The 26600-nt window shown below is 30.1% G+C and carries 26 protein-coding genes; 11 read left to right on the top strand and 15 right to left on the bottom strand.

The window, feature by feature from the left end; all coding sequences use genetic code 11:
* The 7 genes from GQS58_RS17010 to GQS58_RS02215 form a co-directional block, all read right to left on the bottom strand.
* Positions 1–1419, bottom strand: a 1419-nt coding sequence (locus GQS58_RS17010) for a hypothetical protein (protein ID WP_205860357.1), incomplete at its 3' end; no start/stop codon positions are given.
* Positions 1416–2075: a DUF1266 domain-containing protein gene (locus tag GQS58_RS02240; protein ID WP_166382404.1), complete on the bottom strand. Its 660-nt coding sequence runs from the start codon at positions 2073–2075 to the stop codon at positions 1416–1418. The genes GQS58_RS02240 and GQS58_RS17010, both read right to left, overlap by 4 nt.
* Before the next feature lie 3 nt (positions 2076–2078).
* Entirely contained in the window at positions 2079–4568 is a 2490-nt protein-coding gene (locus GQS58_RS02235; protein ID WP_166382402.1) for a hypothetical protein, read from the bottom strand.
* A 55-nt stretch (positions 4569–4623) separates the two neighbouring features.
* Complete coding sequence (locus tag GQS58_RS02230) at positions 4624–5685, bottom strand: SMI1/KNR4 family protein (protein ID WP_166382400.1); 1062 nt, start codon at positions 5683–5685, stop codon at positions 4624–4626.
* 113 nt (positions 5686–5798) lie between these two features.
* A complete protein-coding gene (locus GQS58_RS02225; protein ID WP_166382398.1) occupies positions 5799–6935 on the bottom strand; it encodes an adenylosuccinate synthetase in 1137 nt (378 codons plus the stop codon).
* Positions 6936–7799 carry a hypothetical protein gene (locus tag GQS58_RS02220; protein ID WP_166382396.1) on the bottom strand — a complete coding sequence of 288 codons (864 nt, stop codon included), beginning with the start codon at positions 7797–7799 and terminating at the stop codon, positions 6936–6938.
* 2 nt (positions 7800–7801) lie between these two features.
* On the bottom strand, positions 7802–8152 hold the full coding sequence (locus GQS58_RS02215; RefSeq protein ID WP_165730891.1) for a hypothetical protein: 351 nt from the start codon (positions 8150–8152) through the stop codon (positions 7802–7804).
* Positions 8153–8324: 172 nt separating this feature from the next.
* On the opposite strand from GQS58_RS02215, the gene GQS58_RS02210 reads away from it, so the two are divergent.
* The 11 genes from GQS58_RS02210 to GQS58_RS02160 all read left to right on the top strand — a co-directional run bounded on the left by GQS58_RS02210 (position 8325) and on the right by GQS58_RS02160 (position 16485).
* The gene (locus tag GQS58_RS02210) at positions 8325–9233 is read left to right on the top strand and encodes a DUF6892 domain-containing protein (protein ID WP_166382394.1); all 909 of its coding nucleotides are present in this window, start codon (positions 8325–8327) and stop codon (positions 9231–9233) included.
* Between the two features lie 177 nt (positions 9234–9410).
* Positions 9411–10052 carry a hypothetical protein gene (locus GQS58_RS02205; RefSeq protein WP_166382392.1) on the top strand — a complete coding sequence of 214 codons (642 nt, stop codon included), beginning with the start codon at positions 9411–9413 and terminating at the stop codon, positions 10050–10052.
* Positions 10053–10106: 54 nt separating this feature from the next.
* Complete coding sequence (locus tag GQS58_RS02200) at positions 10107–11363, top strand: hypothetical protein (RefSeq protein ID WP_166382390.1); 1257 nt, start codon at positions 10107–10109, stop codon at positions 11361–11363.
* Positions 11364–11535: 172 nt separating this feature from the next.
* Positions 11536–12282 (top strand): hypothetical protein, encoded by a 747-nt coding sequence (locus GQS58_RS02195; RefSeq protein WP_166382388.1) that lies wholly within the window; start codon positions 11536–11538, stop codon positions 12280–12282.
* A gap of 88 nt (positions 12283–12370) precedes the next feature.
* Complete coding sequence (locus tag GQS58_RS02190; protein WP_166382386.1) at positions 12371–13126, top strand: DUF2314 domain-containing protein; 756 nt, start codon at positions 12371–12373, stop codon at positions 13124–13126.
* Positions 13127–13183: 57 nt separating this feature from the next.
* The gene (locus tag GQS58_RS02185) at positions 13184–13789 is read left to right on the top strand and encodes an SMI1/KNR4 family protein (protein WP_166382384.1); all 606 of its coding nucleotides are present in this window, start codon (positions 13184–13186) and stop codon (positions 13787–13789) included.
* 58 nt (positions 13790–13847) lie between these two features.
* Positions 13848–14522, top strand: a complete 675-nt coding sequence (locus tag GQS58_RS02180; RefSeq protein ID WP_166382382.1) for a hypothetical protein — start codon at positions 13848–13850, stop codon at positions 14520–14522.
* 36 nt (positions 14523–14558) lie between these two features.
* The gene (locus GQS58_RS02175; protein ID WP_166382380.1) at positions 14559–14987 is read left to right on the top strand and encodes a hypothetical protein; all 429 of its coding nucleotides are present in this window, start codon (positions 14559–14561) and stop codon (positions 14985–14987) included.
* Positions 14988–15055: 68 nt separating this feature from the next.
* Positions 15056–15514 (top strand): hypothetical protein, encoded by a 459-nt coding sequence (locus tag GQS58_RS02170; RefSeq protein WP_166382378.1) that lies wholly within the window; start codon positions 15056–15058, stop codon positions 15512–15514.
* 11 nt (positions 15515–15525) lie between these two features.
* Complete coding sequence (locus GQS58_RS02165) at positions 15526–16035, top strand: endonuclease V (RefSeq protein WP_166382377.1); 510 nt, start codon at positions 15526–15528, stop codon at positions 16033–16035.
* Between the two features lie 18 nt (positions 16036–16053).
* On the top strand, positions 16054–16485 hold the full coding sequence (locus GQS58_RS02160) for a hypothetical protein (protein ID WP_166382375.1): 432 nt from the start codon (positions 16054–16056) through the stop codon (positions 16483–16485).
* An 84-nt stretch (positions 16486–16569) separates the two neighbouring features.
* On the opposite strand, the gene GQS58_RS02155 is transcribed toward GQS58_RS02160, so the two are convergent.
* The 8 genes from GQS58_RS02155 to GQS58_RS02120 all read right to left on the bottom strand — a co-directional run bounded on the left by GQS58_RS02155 (position 16570) and on the right by GQS58_RS02120 (position 26249).
* Positions 16570–17340, bottom strand: a complete 771-nt coding sequence (locus GQS58_RS02155) for a hypothetical protein (RefSeq protein WP_166382373.1) — start codon at positions 17338–17340, stop codon at positions 16570–16572.
* Between the two features lie 44 nt (positions 17341–17384).
* Positions 17385–17759, bottom strand: a complete 375-nt coding sequence (locus tag GQS58_RS02150) for a hypothetical protein (protein ID WP_240914543.1) — start codon at positions 17757–17759, stop codon at positions 17385–17387.
* Positions 17760–18027: 268 nt separating this feature from the next.
* Entirely contained in the window at positions 18028–18639 is a 612-nt protein-coding gene (locus GQS58_RS02145; protein ID WP_166382371.1) for a DUF1444 family protein, read from the bottom strand.
* 185 nt (positions 18640–18824) lie between these two features.
* Complete coding sequence (locus GQS58_RS02140; RefSeq protein WP_166382369.1) at positions 18825–19340, bottom strand: GNAT family N-acetyltransferase; 516 nt, start codon at positions 19338–19340, stop codon at positions 18825–18827.
* A gap of 290 nt (positions 19341–19630) precedes the next feature.
* On the bottom strand, positions 19631–20116 hold the full coding sequence (locus tag GQS58_RS02135) for a phosphoribosylaminoimidazolesuccinocarboxamide synthase (RefSeq protein ID WP_166382367.1): 486 nt from the start codon (positions 20114–20116) through the stop codon (positions 19631–19633).
* Between the two features lie 85 nt (positions 20117–20201).
* Positions 20202–20525, bottom strand: coding sequence for a hypothetical protein (locus GQS58_RS02130; protein WP_166382365.1), 324 nt, complete (start codon positions 20523–20525; stop codon positions 20202–20204).
* Between the two features lie 19 nt (positions 20526–20544).
* The gene (locus tag GQS58_RS02125) at positions 20545–20958 is read right to left on the bottom strand and encodes a hypothetical protein (RefSeq protein ID WP_166382363.1); all 414 of its coding nucleotides are present in this window, start codon (positions 20956–20958) and stop codon (positions 20545–20547) included.
* 284 nt (positions 20959–21242) lie between these two features.
* Entirely contained in the window at positions 21243–26249 is a 5007-nt protein-coding gene (locus GQS58_RS02120; RefSeq protein WP_166382361.1) for a DUF4132 domain-containing protein, read from the bottom strand.
* Between the last annotated feature and the right edge of the window lie 351 nt (positions 26250–26600).

Below are 26600 nucleotides of genomic sequence, written 5' to 3'. Positions count from 1 at the left end.
ATCATCATCTCCTGTTTTATAAAAATTGATTTCTTCTTGCATATCTTCAAAAAAGGCTGTGTAATTATGATTTTTTTGATGAATAATCATACGTAAATTATACAACCAAGGTGCATATGAATGTGCTGGCAAAGGAAAACCTGAAAGGGCTTCATTTATAACCTCAAGAGCTTCATCAAATCTGTTTAATTTAACGAGCGCACGTGATTGAAAAAATAGTGTTTTAAGCGTTGGTGTTTTTCTTCGATGAAATTGTACTACAATATCTAAAATACCTTGCCAACTTTCTATTCTACTATTCACTTCTAGTAAATAAAACAAGTATTCACTCATTCTAAGTCCGTTTTTAAAGGCTTCGTGATAAGCTGCTCCAGTAACGTTGTAATCTTTTACAAAGAAAAAAGACTTCGCTTTTAAGACCAGCAGTAAAGGGTTTTTAGGGTTTAAAGCCAAACCTCGTTCTACACAAATCTCTATTGTTTTTTTATTTTTTGAATAATAGTATGATGAATTTCCTATTAACATATATTGATGTTGTGCTAATTGCCAACCCGAATTAGCCAATGCTATCATATAATTCTCATACTCGCTAAAATTGGTATAGTTTTCTTCTGGAAATACAGGCTCTTTTGGTGCAGCTAAAATTTGAGAAACCATATCATACATCATAAAAGATTTGGCATAATCCGCTAATAAAAAGCGAGTGGTATCCGTCAATTCTAAATGGCGCCATTCTGCAATCCATTGTTTTTTATTATCGATAGATTTATTGCTCCATAAAGTCAATTGAATACGCGCTAAATTTTGATTTGCTTGGTCTAAGTTATCATCAAATTGTAAGGGTGTTAAAATTTCTTTACGATGTGTATCTGATGCTAAATTTAATAATTCATAAGCATCTTCTGCTTCATTAGAATTGCGTATTTGTTCTATTCGAGCAAATTCAATTTCCCAAAGTAAAAAACGTGCTTCTGTTAAGGCAGGATAACATTCTAAAATATATTTTAGTGTGATAATTGCTTCCTCAAATCGCTGTTCTTCTTGCAACTTTAAAGCATAAAATAAATGCAGGGTTTCGTTATATGGATTGCTCATTAATGCCGTAGTGTAAATCCATTCGCTACACTGTTTGTAATAACTACAGATATATTCAAAATCTGAAGGAAGCTCTTTGCCAATACTAATTAAAGCTTGTAAATAAGACTCTAAAACGGGCATATTTAGTTCTTCAAAAACACCAATATAAAGCATATACATGCGATAATATCTGGCAGTATCTGCAGGATAACGCTCTCCTAATATTTCAATATTTTCTTGAATATTGGCCATAATAGGTTGCAAAGGAACATAAAGATTCGCTTTATAAAGTTCTTCTGCACGCGCTATTTGTGTGATAACTTCTTGTCTTGTTAAACTCATTTTTTCCATGTTTTAAACCAATCGGCATGTTCTATATATAAGCGTTGGTAGCATTCCCAAAGTGTTTCCATACCAGGAAATTTACTAACATCTTGTTCTGTTGCTCCTAAAACATATTCATCTCCTAAACATACATTTCTATGAAATTCTCCCCAACTAGAAAAAGTTGATTTTATAGTGTCGTTCGCTTCTTCTAAACGTAAAACCATTTCTCTTGTATCCATAAAACCTAATACGTGCCCTAAGCGTATTTGAAAAATATAGTACGCCATTTCGTACCCAATTAATTTTTGCTTTTTTAGACTAAAACGGTATTTCCAAACCATTTTATAAATGCCTTTCGTTTTTGGGTTTTCTTCGGCATTGTATTTTACATCAAAATCTCTTGTGGTGCTCATTCGGAATTCTATTGCTAGTTTTTCGAACGCATTAGAAACCATTTCTCCGTTTTCATAACGCTGTAAACTATTACGCAAATGCAAACCAGATTTTATGCCATATAAACTTAAAAGTCGTTTGGCTTGCTTCACATGCATTTGGTTTTCTAAATCGAAACCAGACCAACTTGTTAAGTTGGCACTTTTATAATTTTTCTTCAAAATCAAGGCCGATAAATTTAATTGGTCTTGTATTTTTGGTGTTATTTCTTGTGTCATTATCTAAGCTTTTAAATGGTCAACTACTTCTAATAAAGCCTTTGCTAAATCTTCTGAATAGGCTCCAGATTTTGCCCTCGATTTTAATCCCATTCCGTATGAAGGTGCCATTTTAGTTCCTTTTACCAAGTGCACAAATAAACTTCTACAAAGTGTTCCGTACGTTTCTTGTTCCGTTTTTGGTGCTAAATTTGTATCAAGTAAAGTCATATAAAGAGCCTGAATAAACTTAGCTTCAATTCCTGTTTTATCATCAGCTAACCAAACTTTAAATTCTTCTATTTTTTCATCTAAAGGCTCTAAAAATTTAGTGTCGCAACTTCCGTTTTCCTTATAATTTTCTAGATTATAAAGTACAGCATCCACATATTTTTGGTTAATTTCTTTAACTTCCATTTCAACATTAATAGTTTGCAACTCTGCAGCAATACTTTCAATTTCTGTTTGAGGTTCTCCTTTAAAATGAAAATGATAAAAACCATCAATAGCCGCTAATAATTCTTCTTGATACGTAAAACACGATATAACACTTCTGCTGTAATCAGTAAGGTATTTTACCGTATTTGTATTTAATTTTTCTTTATTTAATGTCTTTAGAAAATCGGTTAAATACGTGTCAATTTGCATCGAAATGTAACCTAACATGCCGTTGTCTTTTTCTTTGAGTTTGCCTTTTCTATGAAAAGTAATAATTCTATTTATAGCTCTATCTAAAAAGTAACTCACATCGTCTTCTCTAGCATTAAAATAGTTTGCTGTACGAATACCTTGCGTGTCTAAAACATCTGAAATCCAAACAGCTTCTTGTCTAGAACTATAATAAAAATCGCCTAAATAATTAAACCAAGCTTGAATAATATTTAAGTTTAAAGGACGCTCTTCATTAACGTAATGTCCTTTTGCAAAATTGTTACAAAGATCTGTAACGCAAGCATCAATATCTTTTAGTGCCCAAATTTCGTTTACACGCGTAAAATTACCTGGTTCTACACATAAATTAGCTAATGTTTCTACAATAAAAGGTAAGTTTTCTTTTCTGATTTCATCACTAACATCTCTTGTTGAATAAGCGATTTCTAACAAGTATAATTGTAAAACTTCTTGTTGTTCTGCGTTGTATAAAATTAATAATTCTTCGCGAGCATCATAAAAAGTGAGAATTAAAAACTGATTTAATGGAATTTTAATGCCTTCTTTTATAAAGTCTTTAAGAAAACCTTTTAAGTTGTCTTTATTCTGATAAACGTTTTGAATTAAAAATGAACCCGTCATTTGAAAATCTTTGTGATCATAACGCATTACAGGAAATTGTCCTTTTCTGTCTTTAATCAATAAATCTGAAAATATGGTATTGAAGGTTTCTGTCTGATTTTTAACACCTGTTTTAGGATGACATCTATCAAACCAAAACGGAATGAATTGTAACGGAAGTGCTTCTACCCTATTTTCTGTAAGAATTAACTTCCCGTAATCTTTAAAAGCTTCTGTATAAAAATTACTTCCGCCATCGGCGTTTAACCAATCTACAAATCTTAAATAACAAACATCTAATTGTTCTTGTGGAATATTTTTATCACGATTATTAAATAATAAAACATCGCCAGAATCCCATAACATTCTAGGTCCTAATGCGGCAATTAATGGATGAAAACCTTCGGTAGTTTTTAGGTTTAACAATTCTAAACTATTTACTTCTAAGTAAATAATGCGCTCTTTTATCGCTTTATGTGCTTCGTAAATAAGTTGTAAATCATTGTAATAAAAAGCAGCTAATTCTGTGCTAAACCAAGGCAACATTAAATCGTATGCACCTTTAACATACACACGCCCTACAGGTAATATTCTATGAAATTCTGAAATAAATTTATACCAATTATTATCAAAAAAATGTTCTACAAAAGCATTGTCTATCTTAAACGGAAAAGTAGCTATGGTTTTATCTGAATTGACAACCGAATATGTTTCGTTTAAAATTTGATATCGAATGCAATACTGAATTAAAAAGTCTGAACTCAGCACATCTCGAATATCAAAAATTCTGTGAACTAAAAAACGAGCCACAGAAAGTGAAGCCTTAGATTCACTTTGTACCAACATTTTTAAAACCTTAAAAATTTGCGTTTTCAAATCTTCAGAAACAGCATCGGTTTGTAAATAACTAAGACTGAAATATAAAAACTCTAGGAGCTTATTAGTGCTTTTTTCATCCGGATAAAATCCTTTTTCTAACAATGGAATCCAAGATGCAATAAGCGATAACCCTTCTTTTTCATTTGCAAAAACAACAGGATGAAAATAAATAAGTTCTGCTACTTTTTCTGTAAAATCAGCTTTTACATCTTCTGTATTATAATTGTTTTTTGTATTTTGATAAACATCAGTATCAGTAATGTTCATTAATTCTAAAACTTGAAGTATAGCTTTTACTTCAGAAGCCTCTAAAGATGACAACTCTAATTTCGGAACTATTTTATCTTTAAAAATCGCAGACATTTGCTGGGTGTTATTCAAATTATATTGTAATCAATTTTATTTTTTTGGGAAGATTTTATTCAACGAAAAACCATTCATTTTCTTCAATTTCGCCTTCGTTACCCATTAAACTTTTCAGAAAAGTATTTAAATCTTCGGCTTCTATATATGCAATTTCTTGATCGGCTCCAAAACGAATAATTTGTCCGGCTTTTCCTTTTGTATTTGGTGCGAAATCAAAGGCTAAAAAATTACCGTTTTCTAAATCAAAAAACGGAATCCAATAAGGTATGGTATACATTAACAAGGCTTTTCCTTGGTTTGTAGAATAGGTATCGAACAAGTCTTCTTGCGTCCAATCATCATAAACATCTTTCCACTGTTTCCATTCCTTATAAATATCTTCTGCGCCCATTATGGCACATCTATCAATCCCATTATGCAACGTTAAGTATTCCTTTATTATTGCAGGAAAAGGAAAACCAGCTTCTTTTTCAAATTGAGCATAAATGCCATCATTGTTCTTTGGTGGATGTATTGTTAAACCTTTTTCTGCAATTAAAGCATTAAAAGATTCTTTTACTTCTTCTAAATTAATTTTAGCTTCTAACTGAATAAATGGTGTTAAAAAATCTACTTTTTCTTTGTCTAATTTTTCTGCTATAAATTGATCCGGAATAAATTGATCAATAAAAGCACCTGTATTTTCTTGAAAAGTGATATTCTTTATATTAGAAACAGGTTGAGAGCTATACAAACTCGTACTAAAATTGTAAATAGATGGAACAAATTTTTTAGTTACGTCATCACTTCTAAAACGCTGAATATTTATAAACCATTCTTCAAATATTGGCGTATTTTCTATTTCAAAAGTTTCAACAGTTCTGTCTTCTAAAAACCCAATACCGTAGAATTTTTTACTAGATTTATAATCAGGTGTAACAAGTGAGAGTTTGAATATTTTTTTACCGGAGCGAGTTTCAATAGCATCTATAATTGCATCTCTGAATGTAAAAGAATTCTTGTAATGTTTTGGATCTTCAAGAATAGAAAGTGTGTTTATTTCTATAGGTTCAAAATTAAAATCGTTCCATTTCAACAATTTAAAGTCTTCAGAATATTGGATACTATTGTTCATTTTCTCTTATTTTTTTTGATACTGCTAAGATACTTTAGAGCTATGAAATTTTTATCACTGAAACTAATGATTTTAAAAACTACGGAATACTTTTAGGTATCAATACAAATAAATTATTTTGATAAAAATTGGCTAATACATGCTCGTTTTGGACCGTAACTTCCATAAACAGTATTAAATTTTATAGCTAATTTTTGAAGTAAATTCTCGTAAGAAAAACTAGGCAATTGATCGATACAAGTAATCATTAAATTTTTCTCAATTTTTAAATCTTGATGATGAATTGCATCAGAATTGAAAGCATAATTTAATAATTCAACATCTAAAGCTTGCGTTCTAAATTCCCCCTGAAATTCGTTTGTAACATTTGCTTCATTTTCATTATTCTGCAGTGTTACAGACGCTGTTTTAGACATTGGTCCGTTTCCGTGTCTTGTTTGATAACAACGTGTAACGTAAAAAATAGCTATTTCTGCATCTTCTTCTAAATGCGTTTTTATAAGCTGAATCGCATTTTTAGAGGTGGTATAACTCCAAGTTGTATGCGGATGAAAACCATGTTGTGTATCTAATAAAATTCCTTGGCTACCTTCAAAAATAAAATGTTCGAATGTTGTTTTTAATTCTGAAAGAGATTTTAAATTATAAAATTTCTGAATAGAAAAACAACTTTCTATAAAATACGCTTCGTTATAATCCTTTAGTTCGTTTTTGTAATATTCTTGAACGCTTTTTGACTGACTTTCTAACTTCGTTTCGTAGTAATTTTTGATACTAATTAAGCGTTGTTTTAAAACCCAATTAAACTGCAAATCGTTGGCATATAAATACACTTCTTCTTTATTTCTAGCAATGGTTGTACCGAAACCCAAACCACAAGAACCATGATTTTGTTGCTTTTCTATGGCTCTATTAAAAGCAATATCATAAAAAGTGGTAATCATCGCAAGCGGATGAAAATACAGTTTTGGTTGATATTTTTTCAAGAAACTACCTTCGTCTAAAATAGCCGGTGGAAAAAGTGTAGTATGTTCTGAATAATACGTCGGAACACCCAATAATGTTCCTGAACCAAAATTACTAAACGTATGTGTAAGTGCATCTGTACTTACGGTATGCCCAATTTGATGTCCTCCAGAAAACCGAACCACTAAACTTTCTTTAGGATTTTGTGATGCTAAAAAATCGGTAGTTAAACCTTTTCCAGCATCACCAAAACCTAAATCTATAACAATACTACATTTTGTCATTTATAACATATTTTCTACTTCTATATCATCAGAAGAAGTATTGGTATTTGTGGTTGCACTAAATGGTTTATGATTTTGAATCACCACATCTGCAATACGTTTTGCTACGGTTTTAAAATCAGGGATTTCTATAAAGTTTTCTCCTAAAAGCGCTTTCCAATTACCTTTTCGGTGTTCTGTTTTAGCCCATTCATTATGCTCTAAATGCATATGAAATACATTGTATTTTTCTTGAGCCTCCTTAATAATGCTTTCCGTAGTAACAGTTTCTGCTTCTTCTGCGCAGGTGTATCTTTTAATAATTTCTGCCGGAATTGTAGGAAAAACAGGTTCATCACCAATGGTGAATAAAAAACCTTTTTGCTTTCTTTTTTCCCAACAATCAATCGAAGTATGACGTGCTGCAAATAAATGCGCCAAATTATACCCTTCTTGATTGTTTCCGCCACCGCCACCTTCTAAATACACACGCGTTAACCAACGGTCTAACAATTCTGCAGAAGATTCAAACTGACCAACTTGTAAAGGAGCAGCATCATAAATAAAATCTCCAATCCCTAAAAATAATACTTGTGGATCTTCAATTCCTGCTTCCATTAAAGAACCAATAAGATCTGGCAATGCTTCTTTTACAATATGTTCTGGCACAAAGCCCATACTCCCAGTAACGTCTAATGCTACAATAATAGAAACCGTTTCTGGATGCTCTTCAGAATCTCTAGATTCTCTAACAAGTGCTTTTGTAGGGTCCATTTCTGCATCTATATTTCTAGACGTAAATATCTCTTCTCTAGACTTGTTACTATAGCCTTTTGTTTTTCTTAATTTTTTATAAGCGTCGTTACTAAATCTTCCTCCTCCCATAATTATAGTTCATTTATGATTCCGCCAAATAAATGCGTGTATCGCTTTTTAGCTAATTCTAATTTAATTTCTAAATTTCTAATCTTTACAGACATTTCTAAGTCTTTGGCTACATAATCTTTTGCATCAAAATCTGAAGCTAAAACCAAACTATTTGCGTCTGTCGGACTCATGTCTAACATGTTTTCTTGCTCTCGCTTTAAGCGTTTTAATGACAAGGCTAAATCTTCCGTTTCACGTTTGTACATTAATTGCGCATCTTCTGCAATGGCACTTGCACGATCGTCTCTTATTTTTTCGTTGTTGCGCTTTAATGAATCTAAAAAAGCTGCACTTTTAATTTTATCTTCCATCAAATATATTTTCATCAAAATTATAGGTAACTCTTCATTTTTTTATCCCCGAAAAGGGTGATTTATTTTTTATTTAAAAGAAATCTATTTTTAATAGATATATAAAATCACTGAAATCAGGCAGTAAAATTTTTAATCGAGTAATTACCTTTGATGATTAAAAAAACTACTGATGACAACCATACATTTAACTTCAACTGATTTAAAAATTAATTCAGTTTCTATAGAGTTTCCTATTTCTATAAACACTTTAAAAAAATGTTTAGATGATAATTACAGAATAACTAAAGGAAAAAGAAATACTTTTTTTACTTGGGATGCCTTAGGACTTTTAGGTTATTCTAAAAATGGTGAACTCATTGAATCACTCTCTTTAGAATTAGAACCAGAGACGTACGATTTCTCTTCTAAAAACAAATTCTCTGGAAAATGCTACTTTAATGATCAAGAGATTACCAATTATTATAAAACACATAAAGAAGAACGTGTAGCACTTTTTAAAGGTGATGATTCTGGTGCTTTGGCACTAAATGATATTTGTGCTTGGTTTAATGTTGATGAAGAAGAAACGATAAAAGCGATTGAAATAAGTACATACAAACCTTATGTGCGTTGGCAAGGTATTCCGGATGATAAATATAGTATTAAACCTTTAGAGGAAGAAGAAATTACTTTTGTAGACTTTGGTTTTAAACTGTCTATTATAGAAGAATTAATGTATATGAAAGGCTTACTAGAACCTAAATTCGACATTTATGAATTTGCAGATTGGTATAGAGATCGTAAAATAGATATTGATGAAGAAGGTTACGAACCTATTGTTGAGGTTGTACAATATTTTAAAGATTTACCAATTCCGAAACGTTTGGCTACAGAAATTACAGACATTTATCAAGATGGCGGAAACGATATTTATATGAACCTCTCCCCTTTTTCTGGTGGTGGTGAAGATGATTGGGATATGGAAACTGCTGTTGATGCAAAACAATTTCCTAACCTTAAAAAAGCAACTTTATGTTACGCTAAAGATTGTGTTTATGACGAATTTGAAAAAATGGGTATTGAAGCAGAGTCTTTATAATTGGAATGCCAAGAATTAAAAAAAAGTACACTTAATTGATGTACTTTTTTTTTGCCTTTTAGTACGCTAAAAACTCTAAACTAAAATCTACTATTTTTAAATATCATTAATTTCAGTGATAAACAAAAAGCACATTCCCTCTAATTTTGTCTAACAATATAAAAAATAAAAAAAGTTATGGGATTAACGATTTCAAGTGGAATATTAGCAGATTTTAAAGAAAATGAACCAGAAGGTTACGAGGCTTATAAAGTCATTTTTGAGAATATAAATACCATATTAGTTAAAAATGGTGTAGCACCTTACACAGAACCAGATACTCTAGAAGGAAAGACTTTATCTACTGGCGGATTTTCTTATGGTTTTTTACATCATTTAAGACGTTTTGCTGCTCATGTTTGGGAAAATGAATTTGATGAAAATTGGGTACCAACACCTTTTTCTCCGGAAGAAGAACCACAAGGTGATGCAGTTTTAGAAGATCAATATTCTTATTTATCTAGTCACCTTTTAACACATTCAGATTCAGAAGGTTTTTATATTCCTGTAGAATTGCCAGAAGTTCTTTACGATACAGATGAGGCTCCTGTTCCTGGTGCAATGATTGGTTCTTCTTACGATCTTTTAAGAGAATTAAAAAGTCTTACAAAGCATTTAGGTATCACTTTAAATGAAAATGATATTATATCTAATTTACCAGAATTGAATGAAAAAATTAAAAACGAAGGTGATTTTTGGATTGAAACATTGGTTTGTACTACTCTTTTAGATGCAGCTAAATTTAGTATCAATAATAAAACAGCAATTGTTTTTAATTAAATAGTAACCTCTTTTAACTTTAGGTTCTCTCCAAAAAAGAAAAAAATAGTACAAATGAAATTCACAGACAAGAGTAAAGAAAATATCAAACAAGAATGGAATTTATTAGGAAGCAAATATGCTTCTGATGTAAATGAAATGGTGAAGTTTGGTGAAACGAACGGATGGGAAAATTGGAAAGGAGAAGAACCTAAAGACGAAAGGGATCATTTAGCAGATGCTATTTATCAGCTTTTAAAAGAAGCTAATAAAAATAATACGGTTACTCAATTTAGAAATGATTTTCCGCCTGCGCACACGCCTTTCATCAAATTTTTGCAAGATAAAGGGCAAAGTATAGAACAATTACATTTTATAAATGAGCAGAAGGTTGTGTTTTTAGTAGGTACAGCCTATCAAAAAAGGCAAGCATATCTTCTTAAAAATGATACAATTACAGAACTTGATGACGCTATTAGTGCTATAGGAAAATCTAAAAAGAATAACGTTTTTGCAATTGTTTCTAATAATAAAATAGTAACAACACAAGGTTGGCAAGGAGAAATTATTGCAACTTTTAATTTAAAAAAAACGAAGGACTTAGGAATTACAGAATTAACTCCTTTTAACGACGGACATAAAATTCTACTAACAACATCCGAAGGAATTTATATTATTTCTAAAGATGCAGAAAACATGATTCACCCAGTTCCGGATTTAGAAGACGATGAATGGGTGTCTGATATGGACATGGAAAACGCAACAATTTCTAATGATAATAATTACATTGTTGTTGGCGATCAATGCAGCGACCATAGAGTTTTAGATAATAATGGCGTAGAAATTGGAGAAGTTGGTCCGCAATCTTCTTATCCAGATTTTTGTATTTTCTCTAAAAATGACCATCAATTAATTACAAATTCTTGTCATTTTTATAATGGAGTAACTATTGGTGTAGATGCTACAGACTTAAAAAACATCAACATAACAGCTTATGAAGAAAGCGAAGATTATACAGTTATAGATGACGGAATGAGAGTTTATTGTGGTGTAGCAACTTCTAAATATTACATTTTAGGTGATGCTTTTGGTTATATTAAAGCCATTGATACTAACGGAAATTGCATTTGGAAATACTTTTTAGGTTCTACCATTACAAGCATTACTATTTCTGACGATGAAAACACATTATGGATTGGTTCTGCATCAGGAATGCTTCATAAATTACAGTTAGATAAAGGTCTTAGAGATAACCACACCATTGGAAATGGAAATCATTATGAAGAATTCAGGTTTATTTTTTGGAAAGAAGAATCTATTATGAAATGGTAATTCTGTAGGAACAAGAAAATAACAAAACACTTTTCTTTATATTTTAATATCACTGAAAACCGTTACATAAAAACACGTACAAAGCTTCATCTTTGTTCGTATAAAGAAATAAAAGCAATTCATTTCTATTCAAAATATTTAATTGATCTGTTTATACAGAAGTACCCGTAACATGAAACAATTAGTACTAATTATATTCAATTTAATCTATTTAACTGGGTATTGCCAATATCCTTTTGAAGAATCTCCTAAACCTGTTTATGAGGAATTCAACGATTGGAAATTATACGATTTAACAGAAACAAAACAACAAGCAGATTATACAATTACTATTAATGATTTTTTTGAAACAGAAGCGCTAACCATTCAATTAACATCTTATACAGGAGATGAAGATCAAGCTTCTTCCATAAGTATATTTAGAGGAAAAACTCAAGTTCAGAAGCTTTCTGAGGATATGTTTTTTAGTACATTAAATATTTTTGAACCAATTAGAATAACTGATTTTAATGCTGATAATTTAAAAGACATAAAAATTTTAATTCCGTATATGGGCAATGGAATCGCAGCTTTAAATGTTCGTGTTATATACCTTATTCAAAGTAAAAACAATAAGTTTTCAAAAATTTCATATGATGATATGATGGACGGAAATCGTGAAGAAAGAGATTTTAATAAAGATGGAATCTTTGAAACGATTACAATGAAACTTGATAATTATGAAAATAACAATTATTGGACATTTAACATTTATGAATTTACAGAATTGGGACTCACCAATGCTAATGAAAAAAATAATTACCCAATAATGACACAATACCTTTATAAAAAGAACTTTAAGATTACTAATAAAATAAGTTATTCTAAAATGAAGACGTACGCTTTAAAACAACCTAAAGAATATAACTGGCAAAAATAAAGTTGGTAATTGAAAGGTTGTTTCCTATTTACAAAATCATCCAATTTTTAGTATTGAATAAAAATAAATAATTAAAAACAAAGAAATTATGAGTCAAGAAAATAATGTAATCTACACCGAACAAAACGCAAAAATGAAAGCTGCTTATCTTAAAGCACAGTCAACCTTTAATTACTTTTGGCGTGAAATTTATTGGGAAGCTAAAAGAGTTGTTCCTGCTCACGATTTAGCATTAGTAAAAATTCCTTTTCAACAAAAAATTGAAGGAAAAGAACAACCTTTAGTAGAACACATGTGGATTAGTGAAATTGATTTTGATGGAGAATTTATTACAGGTATTTTACAAAACGCACCAAATAAATTGACAAATGTTGCTGAAGGCGATACCGTAACCAGAAAAGTATCAGAAATATCAGATTGGATGTTGTCTATAGATCGTAAAACTTATGGCGGATATACCATTCAGGCACTACGCTCTGATATGACAGATAAAGCTAGAGAAAACCATGATAATGCTTGGGGATTAAACTTTGGGGATTATAATAATATTCTAATAGCTCATCAACAAGAAGAAAAAGAAGAAAACCTTATTGAGCACCCAATGAGTAAAGCAATGGAAAAACCTGCTAGAGATTTCTTTACAGAAAACTTAGACGTAGTAGCTGCTGTAGGTGAAAATGGTATGACAAGATTACACACAGAAACCATTGCTGGAAACAAAATAGCTGTAGGGATTTTATTAGAATTAGGTGCAGATAAAAATGCTAAAACTAAAACAGGAAAAACAGCATTCGATTTTGCTACAGCGCTAAATTGGTCTCACCTTATACCAATTTTAAAATAAAATTAGTCGTCATCATTTTTTAATGAAAGTTAGTGAAAAATTAAAAGAAAATTTAAAATGGACAACATAGTAGATACATACATTTCAGGACTTAAAAACGCCTATTATAATGCTAAAGGAAAAGAAATTTGGGGTCATTTTGAAAATATAAAACACGGTGCCTCTCAAGAAAATTTAAATGAATTGAAAGCAGATTGTCCTGCTATTCCTAAGGCGTTAATTTATTTATTACAGTATGTAGATGGCACGTATTGGAGAACCTATGGTGACGAAGATATTGCTTTTACTTTATTGGGTTCTGATTTATCTAAATGTCGATATTACTTATTATCGTCTCAGCAAATTTTAGATAATCAAGGTGATGCACCATATAATTTTCAAGATTATTTATATGGAGAATATGATATCGTAGACATCGATGAAAAAATCTTAAAAAATGCAAAAGATCTTAACTGGCTTCATTTTTCAGATTGTACAAATAACGGCGGAACGTCTCAACTTTACATAGATTATAGTCCTTCTGAAAAAGGAAAAATAGGTCAAGTGGTGAGGTTTCTTCATGACCCGAATGAGTTTGAAGTAATTGCAGATAGTTTTGATGCGTATTTACAAATGCTAATAGATAATAAATTTCATTTTATTACAGAAGATTCAATCGAATAAAACTTTTACAAAAGATAAAATAAGCCTAATTTGTAATTAAAACATCTAAACCTATTCAATGCATAAATTATACGTACTAATCATTTCAATTGTCTTCTTTTCTTGTAATAACACTAAAAAATCGACTAAGACTTCAAAGCAAGAAATAGCGCCTAAAGAAAATATTATTGTCAAAGAAAATGATGTAGACAACTTTATTCCTGATGGATATGAAGTTGTTTTTTCTGGAAATGAGTCTAATAAAATAAAGGCAGATTTAAATACAGATGGCATTCTCGATTATGTAATATTAATAGCAAACGGAACTAAGAAAGAAAAATATTCAAATGCAACGAGCGTAAAACTTGGCATATTTGAAAGACAGAAAGACGGTTCTTTTATCTTGAAAAATGAAACAGGTAACCTAACCTATTCTTTTATTTATACAAATCCGGATGTTAGAGTTAAAGTCACAGACACAAATATAATTAGTATAAAACATCAATCTATGCGACATGATTATGAATTAAAATTCAGATATCAAAACAGCTATAAAGACTATATGCTAATTGGTGCTGAATATAATAATTATGGAAATGCTGCACATGTTGGCGCCGGAAATACAAGTACCAATTTTATTTCTGGAAAGAGAATATCTACAATTGATGGAAACAAAACTAGTAATTTAGACAAACTATTAATACCTATTTCAGAAGTGAACGATGACAGTGTTTATAATTTAATAAGTAATTAAAAAAATATCATTCCACAACTTCAAAATTTCAATTAGATGAAAAAAACAGTACTATTACTTACCGTATTTCTTGTTTGTTTAGCAACATATTCCATTCTTAATTATACAAATAGAGCAGGATTTCAAGAAGATGAAAGTCATGTTTCTCAGTCTTTAGATGGTAGTTTAGTGGTATATATGGAATCTGTAAATGTTGATGATCATGCTTATTGCAAAATTTTCCTTTTTGATACAAAAGTGTATCCTAATTTAAAGGAAGAAGGGACATTTCCATCAAAATTACAGAAAAACAATCCGAAGGCATCATTCTATATTCCACTAAAATTTTATGCTAGAATTACAAATTTTAAATGGAATGAGAAAAACAACACAGTCAGTATTCATCAACCGGCTGTTAATGATGTAAAAGCTTTAAACTACGAAATTGATTTGAATAATTTTAGCTTTTACAAAAAGGGAGAATAAACGTATTTAAATAAGAAGTTTAAGTAGACTCTTATTACAAGTAATAATTCGAATAGTAAAATAACAATATGGATTTAGAAAATGCCATCATAAAAATTCAAAACTTCGACGTCAATGATGATATGGAAGATTATGAAATTAGTGAATTCTTTGATGCTATTGGAAACGAATTAAGGGATGTAAAAACGTTTACAAGTTCTCAAAAGCAACAATTGATTCAGGTACTTTTTGATTTTCTAAAACGGCAAGATCCAGAGTTAGAAGAAGATTTTTCTTTCATTCATTTAATAGAAGCTATAGATCAACCAGATTACAATATTTATAATGCTGAATTGCTGAAATTTAATACAGAAAACGGAACGATTACTACTACCCTTTTGTTGAATCGATTTATCAATGGTTTAAAAGAACAGGAACGTAAAAAACATATCGATTTATTAAAATCGATTTCTGAGAATAAGAATTATACCGATTTAGTGAGAGCTGAAGCATTGAGTTATTACGAACATCAAACTGAAAAAGGATAAAAACAACAATTATGAAACTTGCTTTTGACACTTATTATTACGACGGAAAGGCGAAAACAATTGCTGTAAGCTTTAACAATTGGGAAGATGAAGTACCTACACAAATTTACACAGATATTATTGAAGGTGTAGAACCGTATGAACCAGGATCTTTTTACAAACGCGAATTACCGTGTATTTTAAGTCTGCTTAAACAAGTGAATTTAGAAGAAGTAGACTTAATTATCGTTGATGGTTACGTTATTCTAGAAGAAAAACATTTGGGTTTAGGTGGCTATTTGTACCAATATTTAGAAGCCAAAATTCCGGTTGTTGGTATTGCTAAATCTGAGTTTGTGTCTAAAACATCTGTATTTAAAGAAGTGATTCGTGGCGAAAGTAAAAAGCCATTGTATGTGACCACTATTGGAGTTGATAAAGAGGAGATTTGCCACGCCATAGAACGAATGCACGGTAAATACCGAATGCCAACGTTACTACAGATTGTAGATACTAAAACCAAAGAAAATACTAAAAACTAATATTTAAAAAATATAATTATGAGTACAGATTTTATTATAGAAAGCATTGACCTTGCTAAAAACTTGTTTAGAAAAAATTATAGAGATTTTATTTCAGAAAAACCGAGAACAGTTACTGTAGAAGATGAAGATTTTAAACTATATAGTTTTGAAAAGATGATTTCATTAACAAATATTGATGGTATGGAAGTGAGCGAAGCTCGTGCCTTAAGAGCTTATGCCACTACATTAAATGATATTATGGGATCTACAACTTATGATCAAAAAGGAAAGAAGTGGTCAATGTTAATGTTATCAGCAAGCATTAGTATTGGTAAAAATACAGAAGGTGATTTGTTGTTTATTGACAGGCACGATGGTAAAACACTTTATATTTTTCGTCATGATGATGGTGGTTTGTTTAAAACAAAAATGACTTTATACAAATTGATTAAAGCCTATTCAGAATAAATTTTAATTTATAGAATGTTCCTTATATAAAAAGCCCAGTTATAAACTTATAATTGGGCTTTTCTATGTTTATTAATGCTAAAATTATTCAGTGTATCTTAAAAACAAATGATTTTTATCTTTAATTATTTTTGCTAATTTTTCAAATTCGGATTCTGTTGTATTATACAGTTTAGCCAAATCAGCAATTAATTCTTTTACTTTATTTTCTGCTAATTTTTCATTTTTAATAAACCCTAAAAATGAAGCACCTATCCCAAAAAGTTCAAAATTGTATTTTTCAAATAAATGTTTTGATAAAGCGTAATTTTCAAAAGGACTTAAATCTGCACTAAAGTATCCATTCGGAAATCCGGTAAGTCCTTCGTATGGCTTTTCTACGGGAAGAATTTTAAGAATCACCTGTTTGTCTAAAAATGCTAATGGAGATTCATTCATGTTTTCTAAATCTAAAACATCATCTTCAGAATTGTTTATGTTTCTTTCACAAACTTTTTTAAAATCAATGCCTTTTGTTTGTTTTAAAAAGTTTTCTCTTATAATAAAATATTCAGATGGTGTAGAAAGATGCCCCAAGTGCTCGTTATCTTCATCATAGCATGCTTTGTCAAGTCCAGATAAATCATATCCTTCTGTATCCAGAAGAGAATTCCAATCACAAGCGTGACCACTGGTATATTCAGCTTGACCTAAATCATCAAGGGTTAATATTATGGTTTTGTCTGGATTATTTTGTTTATAGGTTTTATAAACATCTATAAGTTCCTCGTACGACTTTATGTCTTCTATTAAGAAACTGTCAAATAACATTTCCTGATAAGGCTCACGAGTTTTTATTAATTTTTCTATTTTCATAAGTTTTGTTTTGAATAGTAAAATGATAAATCTTGAGGGTTCTTTTAACCTGCTATACGCTTAATAGCCTCCATCTTTTTAAGAATGATGGGTACAAATAAGGCAAATTTAGCATTAAATTCTTCTTGTGTTTTTGCGGTGTTTAAATTTGTGCCCATAGTTACCCAAGAAGCACATAAAGCGTCTTCTAAACTATCTTCATCCGTATCTATATTTAAAGCTTTTATAAGATTAAAATTTTCATCCTGACTGTAAAAACCACTCTCTTTAACAATTTCAAAAACGAGTTCAAAAATACTTCTGGTATCTAAAAGTTCCCTAATCTCTATTGTTCCTTTATCAGAAGCGCTAATAGATTCAAAGACATCTACCATTAAATTTTGTACACTATCGTTAATACCAGGGGCTAGATTTTTCAATTTATAATTTTTAAAAGTTGTTTTTTAATATGTATCGCTAATTATTTACAACTAACGAAAAGACGATATATAAGTCGATGTAATTTGCTATACTTATAAAGCTACATCTCATAGATTTACGACAAAATTAAAGAAGCACATACGTTTTTTTATCACTGTATTCAGCTATTTTAATATTTAGTAATTTATTTATTAAAATAGAATTAACTCCATAAAAAAAGGCATTCTTAAAAATAAGAATGCCTTTTTTGTAATTATTTAAATTGAATTATAATGGAATATGTCCTACAATAGTTCCTTCTTTTACAATAAAAAGAGAATTGGTAATAGGCGCATTTCCAAAACTATCATCATTCCAAGTAAAGTTGTGTAGGTATGCAAATTTATTCATTGTTTCTTCATCTACATCTCTAGAAATAATGGTCATACACGTTCTTCTAGGTATAGATACCAATAATTCTTCTGCATCTAACATAGCATGTGCTTTTAACATATGTGCTTTAGAAAGAATTATTTCACTAGAAAAATCTTTTCCGTTAGTAGCAACCGCTTTATTATCTAATGATCCAACAAATTCTAATTCTGCTTCATAGTTTCCTAAGTTTTCAAAAGCTTCACTTGTAATTTGTTTCCCATCCATAGTTTCTAAATGCTTTTGAGTTAAAAACACAAAGTTATCTGGTGTATCCATTCCATATGCAATTACCACTTCTGCTCCATTTTCAGCAGGAATTAAAGTATTACTTAAAGCACCTGCTTTTAAACCAACCCAATTTCCTGGTTTTAAAATAGGATATATTTTTTTATCACTATTTTCAGTTTGTTCAATTATTTTTTCTATTTCTTTTGAATTTTCGTTTCCGTTAACTGTATTGCTCATCATGTTTTGTTTTTATTATTTACTACAAAACTAGAGAAGCATCTAAAAATTTTTATCACTGTATTCAGCTATTTCAAAATATAACGGTTTATCTCTTCTATACTTTTTTTAAAAATATAATGTACAAAAAAAGGCATTCTTTAGTATAAGAACACCTTGTTGAATCTATCGTTAAATTTTAATTTTTAGTATTTTAAATACATTATATGATTTGGATTGGTATGTGTCTCTGATATTTTAAAATCGAATGCTCCAGCAATATTAAAGCCCCTTTTTTTATAAAATTTCACGGCCTTTTGGTTCTCTGTCCAAACGGCTAACCAAATACCATTCTGGTTATTTTTCTTTGATAATTCTATATTAAAATCAAATAATTGAGCACCTAATTTTTGGCCATGAAAACGTTCTAAAAGATATATTCTATCTAGCTTTGTAATAGTTACATCATTTATATTTTTGTTGGTAGTATCTAATTCTATTTTAGAAAAACCAGCAATAACAGTATCAGTATAAATAAGATGATACTGTACTTTTTTGTTTTCTAACTCTGTAAGAATCGCTTCTTTATTATATGCTTTAGAAATATAAAGTGCTATATCTTCTTTAGAAGCACTATGTCCATGAGATTCAAGAAAAGCCTGTTTTCCTATTTCTACAATTAATTCGGAATGAGTTGTGTTTGCTTTTATAATTTCAACCATTATTATTCGTTTTCGCTGCTATTTTATGTACTAATTTTCGATAAAATTACACCTTTATTTCTTCTGAAAATCTAACTTTTTATCTTAAATTGTTTTAGTATCATATATACACAAATGCCATGTTAAAAAACATATTTGGTTAATAAACTCTAAAATAGAAATTCGGAATTAAAACAATACCAAGCATTACAAAAACAATAAAGCAACTTAAATAAATATAACAATCTCGGACAAAGAAAAGGTTAGCTTTAAACCTATTATTTTTCATAACATTTAGTATTTCTTTATGTTTATTCATCTAATAACTTCTCTTCTTTCATTATTTTTTTTGCTATTTCGGTTTCATTTTTTCCATTATCTAATGAACCTGGTAACATTATGATACGCTTCTTAATTTTTCCGTTTTCATCTTTAAAAAGAACTTCAAAACGAGAACGCGTTATTCCGAATATTGCTTTTTTTAATTTAATACTCGTAATGTCTTTTCTTTCTATTATTGGTGTTGCAGAGTTATTAAAGCTTGCAAATATTCCATACATTAGAAATAAACCAATTATTAAATAAAATATAGACATTGGAATTTGACCTGTTTGAAAACTATCAAATGCTGAATAAAGTAAGAAAATAGAAATTCCTCCATAAATTATTAAAACTCGAGTGATGCTTTTTCCAACAGCCACTTTTGCCACATTCCCAATGATTCCATCTCTTGTTAAAATAATTTTATCTGGTAAAATATGACAAAATCCTGTTTTAGTTTTAAATTGTTTTTCCATTAATTTTCTTGCTATTTTTTAAACTTCATCCTTTTTTTTTATTAATATTGAATAGCATTTTTTATTAAGATTTGTTTTTTAAACGCTACTCCTCTATTTTTAACTCTGTAAGATTAATTGTCTTATTTTCAACAAGTTGACAAACTCCTTTACCCGAAATTTGTTTGGTGAAAATTTGAACATCATCTCCGTAAGAAACTCCTACATTTACATCAAATATAAATTTGGCATTATCAAAAGTGAAAGAATTAGTATTAACCTCAACAGAAACGTTAGTTGGTTCTAAGGTAACATCCCAATAACTGGAAGCTTCATTGCCGAATTCTAGGTTCACTAATAAATTGCTCCAAGTTTTATGATGATTAACAATTTGTGCTGCTAATTGGTTTTGTATGTTTTCAATATCCATATTTACTAAATTTAAAATACTACCAATACGTACCTACTAAAAACGTCATTCTTATAAATGCAATGACACTTTCTGACGTTAATTCTAAAGGTGCTTTTAAATCGGTAATTTCGTCTTCATCTACAAAAACGACAAACAAACCGTCTTTAAAAGAAAGTAAAACATTGTCTATTGCTTGTTGCAAATTTGCTAAATCTGTATTGGCTAACTCACCAAATTCTACTTTACCACTTTCTGCTTTTTCTTGTATTTCTGCAGGACTTAAAAACCCAATTACATTAACTTCTGTTCGTTTTTTATTAAAAGCTTCTACTTGATTTTTTACACAACCAATTAATAATTCTTCTAAATTTTTAGGATTTTCTTCTAAAGTAAAAGGCACTTTTTTAACCTTCTTCTTGCCTAGTCTTTTTAGTTGTAACGTTAATTCCATAATATGCTAAATGTTTTTTGCGTTAGGGATTGTCGTGGAAAGCCCACAGTGCGTTAGCACGAGGACTTGCAACAAAAGCCCGACCTCGCCTAAGCGAGGTAACGCCCTTGTTATACCAAATAAACATCAAAATGATCGATTAAATTCGTTTCTTTTTCCTTAATATTTTAATATAAAATAGAACCATAACTAAGGCTCTGATTAGATTTTCTATTTCATATTAATAAAAAATAATTCAAATTTATCATCAATAACTTTAAAATTCATTTGGTATTATTTTTAAATTAGCTATTAATCTGTGCTAAAATTGTTGGATCTTGAATTTTATTGTCTTCTGAAAGTAATTTCATTTTAGAAATAATTTCTGCCGATTTTGGATCGTCGTCTACAAATGGTAAAAACATACGACCTCTATGTTGACTATGCACCGGAATTATAGACAATGCTAATCCGTTTTTGCTAACCTGACCACTTCCTAAATGAATACTATATTCGCCAAAGGTTCCTTTAATAAACACAAAACGCTCTTTAACGGTAATGTTTTTAAGCTTGAATAATCTTGCTGATTCTTCTGCCAAAGCAGCACGCATTTGCATGGTACTATGACTTGCTTCTGGATCTACACCACCAACATGAGCAACACTTACCACAAGATCTATATCTCGCATAATTTCACTAAAAATTACAGTCGGAATCTCGGTAAGCGGAATTCTTTGATACGTATCTACAGAATGAAAACAGATATCTTCTATGGTTGGTGCTTCTGCTTCTGAGGGCGAATACCAATCTGCCATAGCATACATTGTTGCTATAAAACCTTTTTTATGATATACTTTTTGCAAACCTTCTTCCATACTTACCGTCCAACCTCTACTTCTTAAAAGTGCTATGGTTTTTTTAGGCTGAATTTGGTGTCCTTGGTAACGTTCGGAACGATTGCTGTGTTCACGTTCATCATCTGTAACTAAATACAACTCTCTAAATACTTGTTTAAAAGGTTGCGTTAAGCGTTCTGCAAATAAGTATTTCTGATACATATCCCATTCTACTGCTTTGTATAAATGAGATGCGTGCGCAATAACTAAAAGGTCGTTTTCTTCTAATTGATGCGTTTTACCGGTAGCATCTGTTAAAACACTTTCATTGTAAAAACCAGAAATTTCTTTTTCTGGAACGTACATTACTAATTTACTCAACATCACTCTTACAATAGGATGTTGCATCATATTATGAATTTCTAGCGCTGTAAATTCATCTTCATTTACCATTGCATTTTCTAATGATAAACGGGTTCTGCTGTATTGTCTAGAAAGGTATGTTTTGTTCTCTTTTAAAGCGATTACTTCCTTATCCTTACGTAATTTTGCAGGAATATTTTTTAACGATTTACCTGCTTTGGTAACCTTAATATCTGTTTTACCAAGATTATTAATTACTAATTCTATTTCTGTTTCTTCTATGGAAATTTTAGCATTCTCCATGATTTTTTGAGTCGCCTTTGCTTCCATTGCCCAACTAAAACGTACACGATCTTGATAACCTGCGTTACGCGATAAATTATCTAAACCAATTTCTACAGCAATCGCTTCACTTTCTTGACGCTGTGCTCCAAATTGCTTGCTCTCTTTTAAGAAATCTTGCAACAGATTGTAACGCTTTAATAAATCTTTTTCTGGTATGGTTTTACTTAACGGAATTAAACCTAAAGCACGCACATAATCTTTGTCTCGCTTGTCTTTAATTTTCTTTAAGGTTTCAGTAATTTTTACTTCACCTAACATTACGCTAGAATATAATTTTACTTGTCTATGTCCATTTCCGTCAGAAATATATTTGGCTGCGTCATGTAATAATTTCCAATTGGCTTTTCCGATGGTTTTATACACTCTATTAAACCAATCTACATCTATGGCACCAAGAGCAAAATCACTTTTCGGAATGTTAGAATAACGAGAAATAATGGTTTCTTGTTCGCTATTCATACGATCTGAAGCGTGTGCTTGAAACCACCAAACGGCATCTTCTAATTTTTCTAAACCTAAATATTCTCCAATAACACCTGTCCATTGTGTTGCATAACAGGCAAGTTCTATCAAACGTTTTTTAGTCACTTTAGAAGCATCTGCACGTGCAGCAAAATCGGCATAACTTTCGGTATCTTTAAAAAGAGATTTTTTAAGCATAGAACTAAAAATAGTTTTTTTACTCTCTCCGTAATAACTATAACCACGTTCAAAATTATCTTTTCCTAAACGTTCTAAAATTCTAAATACATAATCTACACCTTCTACACGATAAATACCATTCATGTAACCTGTAGCGGTGGTTTCTAAATCACCACGTTCTAATTCTGTTTCTAATAAATTGGTTTTTAAAGCTGCAAAAACATGTTTAGGTACACAGTCTCTTTCTATCCATTTATAATTCATTCTGTAATTAAAACCACCGTCCATAATGACCATTAATTCACGAGAATGTAAGGCTTGTAAACATAAATCATCATCATTAATTAATCCTTTTTTGTACAATCTTAATGTAACAGCAATACTAGGAAATGGAACAATTCCGGGTCTACTAAATTGTTTTGTAATTACGCTTACATCTGCAGTTGCATTAGGATATTCTATATCTTGTGCAACTAAATACATATAAAAGCTCCAATATTTATGCACTTGTGCTTCTGTAAGAAGTTCCAAGTGATTAATACTTAAACTTGGTACAAGTGGTAAAATGATGTTTGCCCAATTGTACGTTTTTTTATTATAGCGGTAATTAGACGTTTGATATTGTACTAACTTCAGCTTGTCAGGGAAATTAGCAATCATATCTTCCATAACATCTAGCTTAAAATTAGCTATTGTTTTTTCTTCTACATACACTTTATATAGACGTTGTAAAATTTCATTATAAGCTTCAGATTTTGAGTTGTAACTGTCTTCTTTATCTAAATTTAATCCGCTTAAATCTGGATAATATTGTCTCGCAAAAGTGCCTAATTCTTTGTAATCTCCAAACGGATTATTATGATTATTAAGGTAACGGATTGCAGCATGCATTTCAAAATCATTTAGCGTACTTTGCTCGTACCAAGCAATCCATACTTTTGCTAAAGGAAGGTTCTGTAAATGATCTTCTGCAGTAGCATCATCACCTAATTTTTTTATATTACGAATCCCTTTTTCTATATATGTAGTTTGTATTTCTCCTTGATATACTTCCGTTTGATATTCGAAATGTTTATTTTTTGTAACAATTGCTATTAACTTATTTACCTCTTTTATAATCTTATTAGCATCTATAAATTCTTTAAATTTAAATCCTGCAGATTCTGATGTTGTAATGCCTAATTTATCAAAGAAACTGGTCTTTTTTTCAAAACGAGATTGAGGTATATATAATGGTGTTAAGTTATCATAATCTATAGCTCCAAAACCATTACCATAATTAAACTCTTCTGCATTGTCAGAAAATTTATCTAAATAAACTTGTTCGTTTTTGGTAATTTTAGGTCGTTCGTTATACATACGAATTTGATCTTCTACAAAGTTAGACTGTCTATTTTCGTCGTGTAAAAGCGTTAACATTTCTAAACCACCTAAACGTTGATCTATACTTTTTGCTGTTACCAAATTTGTAGCACTATTTCTTAAACGATCTGCTGGTAATTTTACCAATAACTGAATTAAAGAAGTACGTAATTCTTTATGTTTTCTTCTTAATAAATCTTCTGCAATTTCTAAATCTTCATCATAAAGATGCATTCTACTAAACAAATTAAGTCCGGTAGCCATTAACAATTCGTTTCTGTTATAAATTGCTTTTCTTGCTAAAGCTCTTTTCCACGAATTTTTATCAAAATTTAAAGGTTCTTTTTTCTCTGAATCTTTTTGATAATTGTAAAAAGAATAACTGTAATCTATAGGGAAAACTTTACGAATATAACTTTCTCTAAATTCCGTTGGCAACGTTTCTAAATCGTTTGCCATTAATTCTAACTGCTGCTCTGTAGCTTCATGTAAAAGAAACTGATAAAAATAATAAGAGTTAGGTGTAAAACTCCACCAAGAGAATATTTTACTCTCGAAAGTTTTTCCTTTTTCTTCTGCTGTTTTTGCTACGTCAAATAATTTTTGAAATGTTTCATTATCTAACGAAATATTGGATGGTAAATTTACTGCCATCCAATGATCTAAAGCATAATCTTTACCAATTTCATTTTTAAAATACGCTACTAAAGAATCGTTTGTTCTGTCTGTTTTAGATATAAAATATAAGGCTAAAATCTTTTTATTTCTATCTTCTGATGTAAAAACAAGATCTAACGCTTTGGCATTTGCTTTGTCTACATCTAAAATAGCGATAGACCATAAAGCAACTAAAACCTCTAAATTATCTTTACTTTTAAGAAGTGTGTCTACTTCTTTTAAATTTAAAATTAAAGATTGTGCCAATTCTAAAACTCTATTGATTACCGATTTTTTAGGTGTGTCCCAATTTAAACCAAACCAAGTACTTACTGCTCTTGTAACACTACTAAAACGAGTAAGGTCGTTTTCTAAAACAATATTGATCATGTATTTTAAAGCGCCAAGACCAGCTTCATCTAAAGATTCTAGAATAGTTTGTCTTAATCCTTCTTGACGTTGGGCAGCAAGTAATAATTTACCAACCATTTCCCAATGCTTTTCGTCTTCAGATAGTAATAATGCTTTTATAATATCTATACTAATTCCACCAATTTCATCTTCTCCCTGAATAATATCGTCTAATAACTCATCAAACACTCCTTCTCCATTATGCAGTAAGGTTGCTAAGAAATAACTACTCGATCCTGGAAAATACGTGCTATATTGAAACTGTTCTTGTAATGTTAAGCCGCCAAACCCACTTCTACTTAATCGTAAAAAATGGGTAAAAAACTGTAATTTATTACGTAATGTATCTTGCGTTTTTACAGACCTAAAAGCTTTTCTGTCGTATCCTCTTTGATAAGGTAACGTATCCATAAAATCCCACATATCGGCTAAATACGGAGTTTGAACAATACCATATAACTGAATTGCCAAACGCATTCCTTCTTCGGTTCTCCATGGATTTACCGTAATTGCATCGTCAAAAACGGCAACAAAATCACTTACATTATAATAGGTTCTTCTTTCGCCTTTATCAAAGCCTCCTAAAATTTTTGCTAAAACTCTATAAGGTTCAGAAAATGCACGAAAGTCAAACCGATCTATTTCTGGTTTTTTATATTTTTCTATATATTTTTTAGCGTCTTCTACTGGAATCATATATCTTAATTCTTAAAATCAATTATAAATACTGATTATAAACCTTATCAAAAAAAAGGAATTATAATTAATGGCAAGATAAAAGTACTTCAACTTTTTTTACTCACTGTATTTAGTGATATTTTTTTGTAAAGTTTTAACTTTTTAGATGAAGGTGTATTTATAATATCACAGAATTAAAAAAGAAATAGCGTTCTTTAAAAACTTTATGACATCAAATATATAATGCCTTCAAATTATTCTAGAGTAAAAAATTTTATATTAAGATTTAATGAATTTAATAATCTACATTTCATATTTTTATATAGATGGTTTTTTTAGACTATTTAAACGAACATAAAATCGATATGT

It is taken from the genome of Polaribacter sp. 11A2H, from assembly GCF_011379025.1.
Classification (GTDB): domain Bacteria; phylum Bacteroidota; class Bacteroidia; order Flavobacteriales; family Flavobacteriaceae; genus Polaribacter.
The sequence above is the reverse complement of the archived record's forward strand: the minus strand, read 5'-3'. Positions and strand labels throughout refer to the sequence as shown.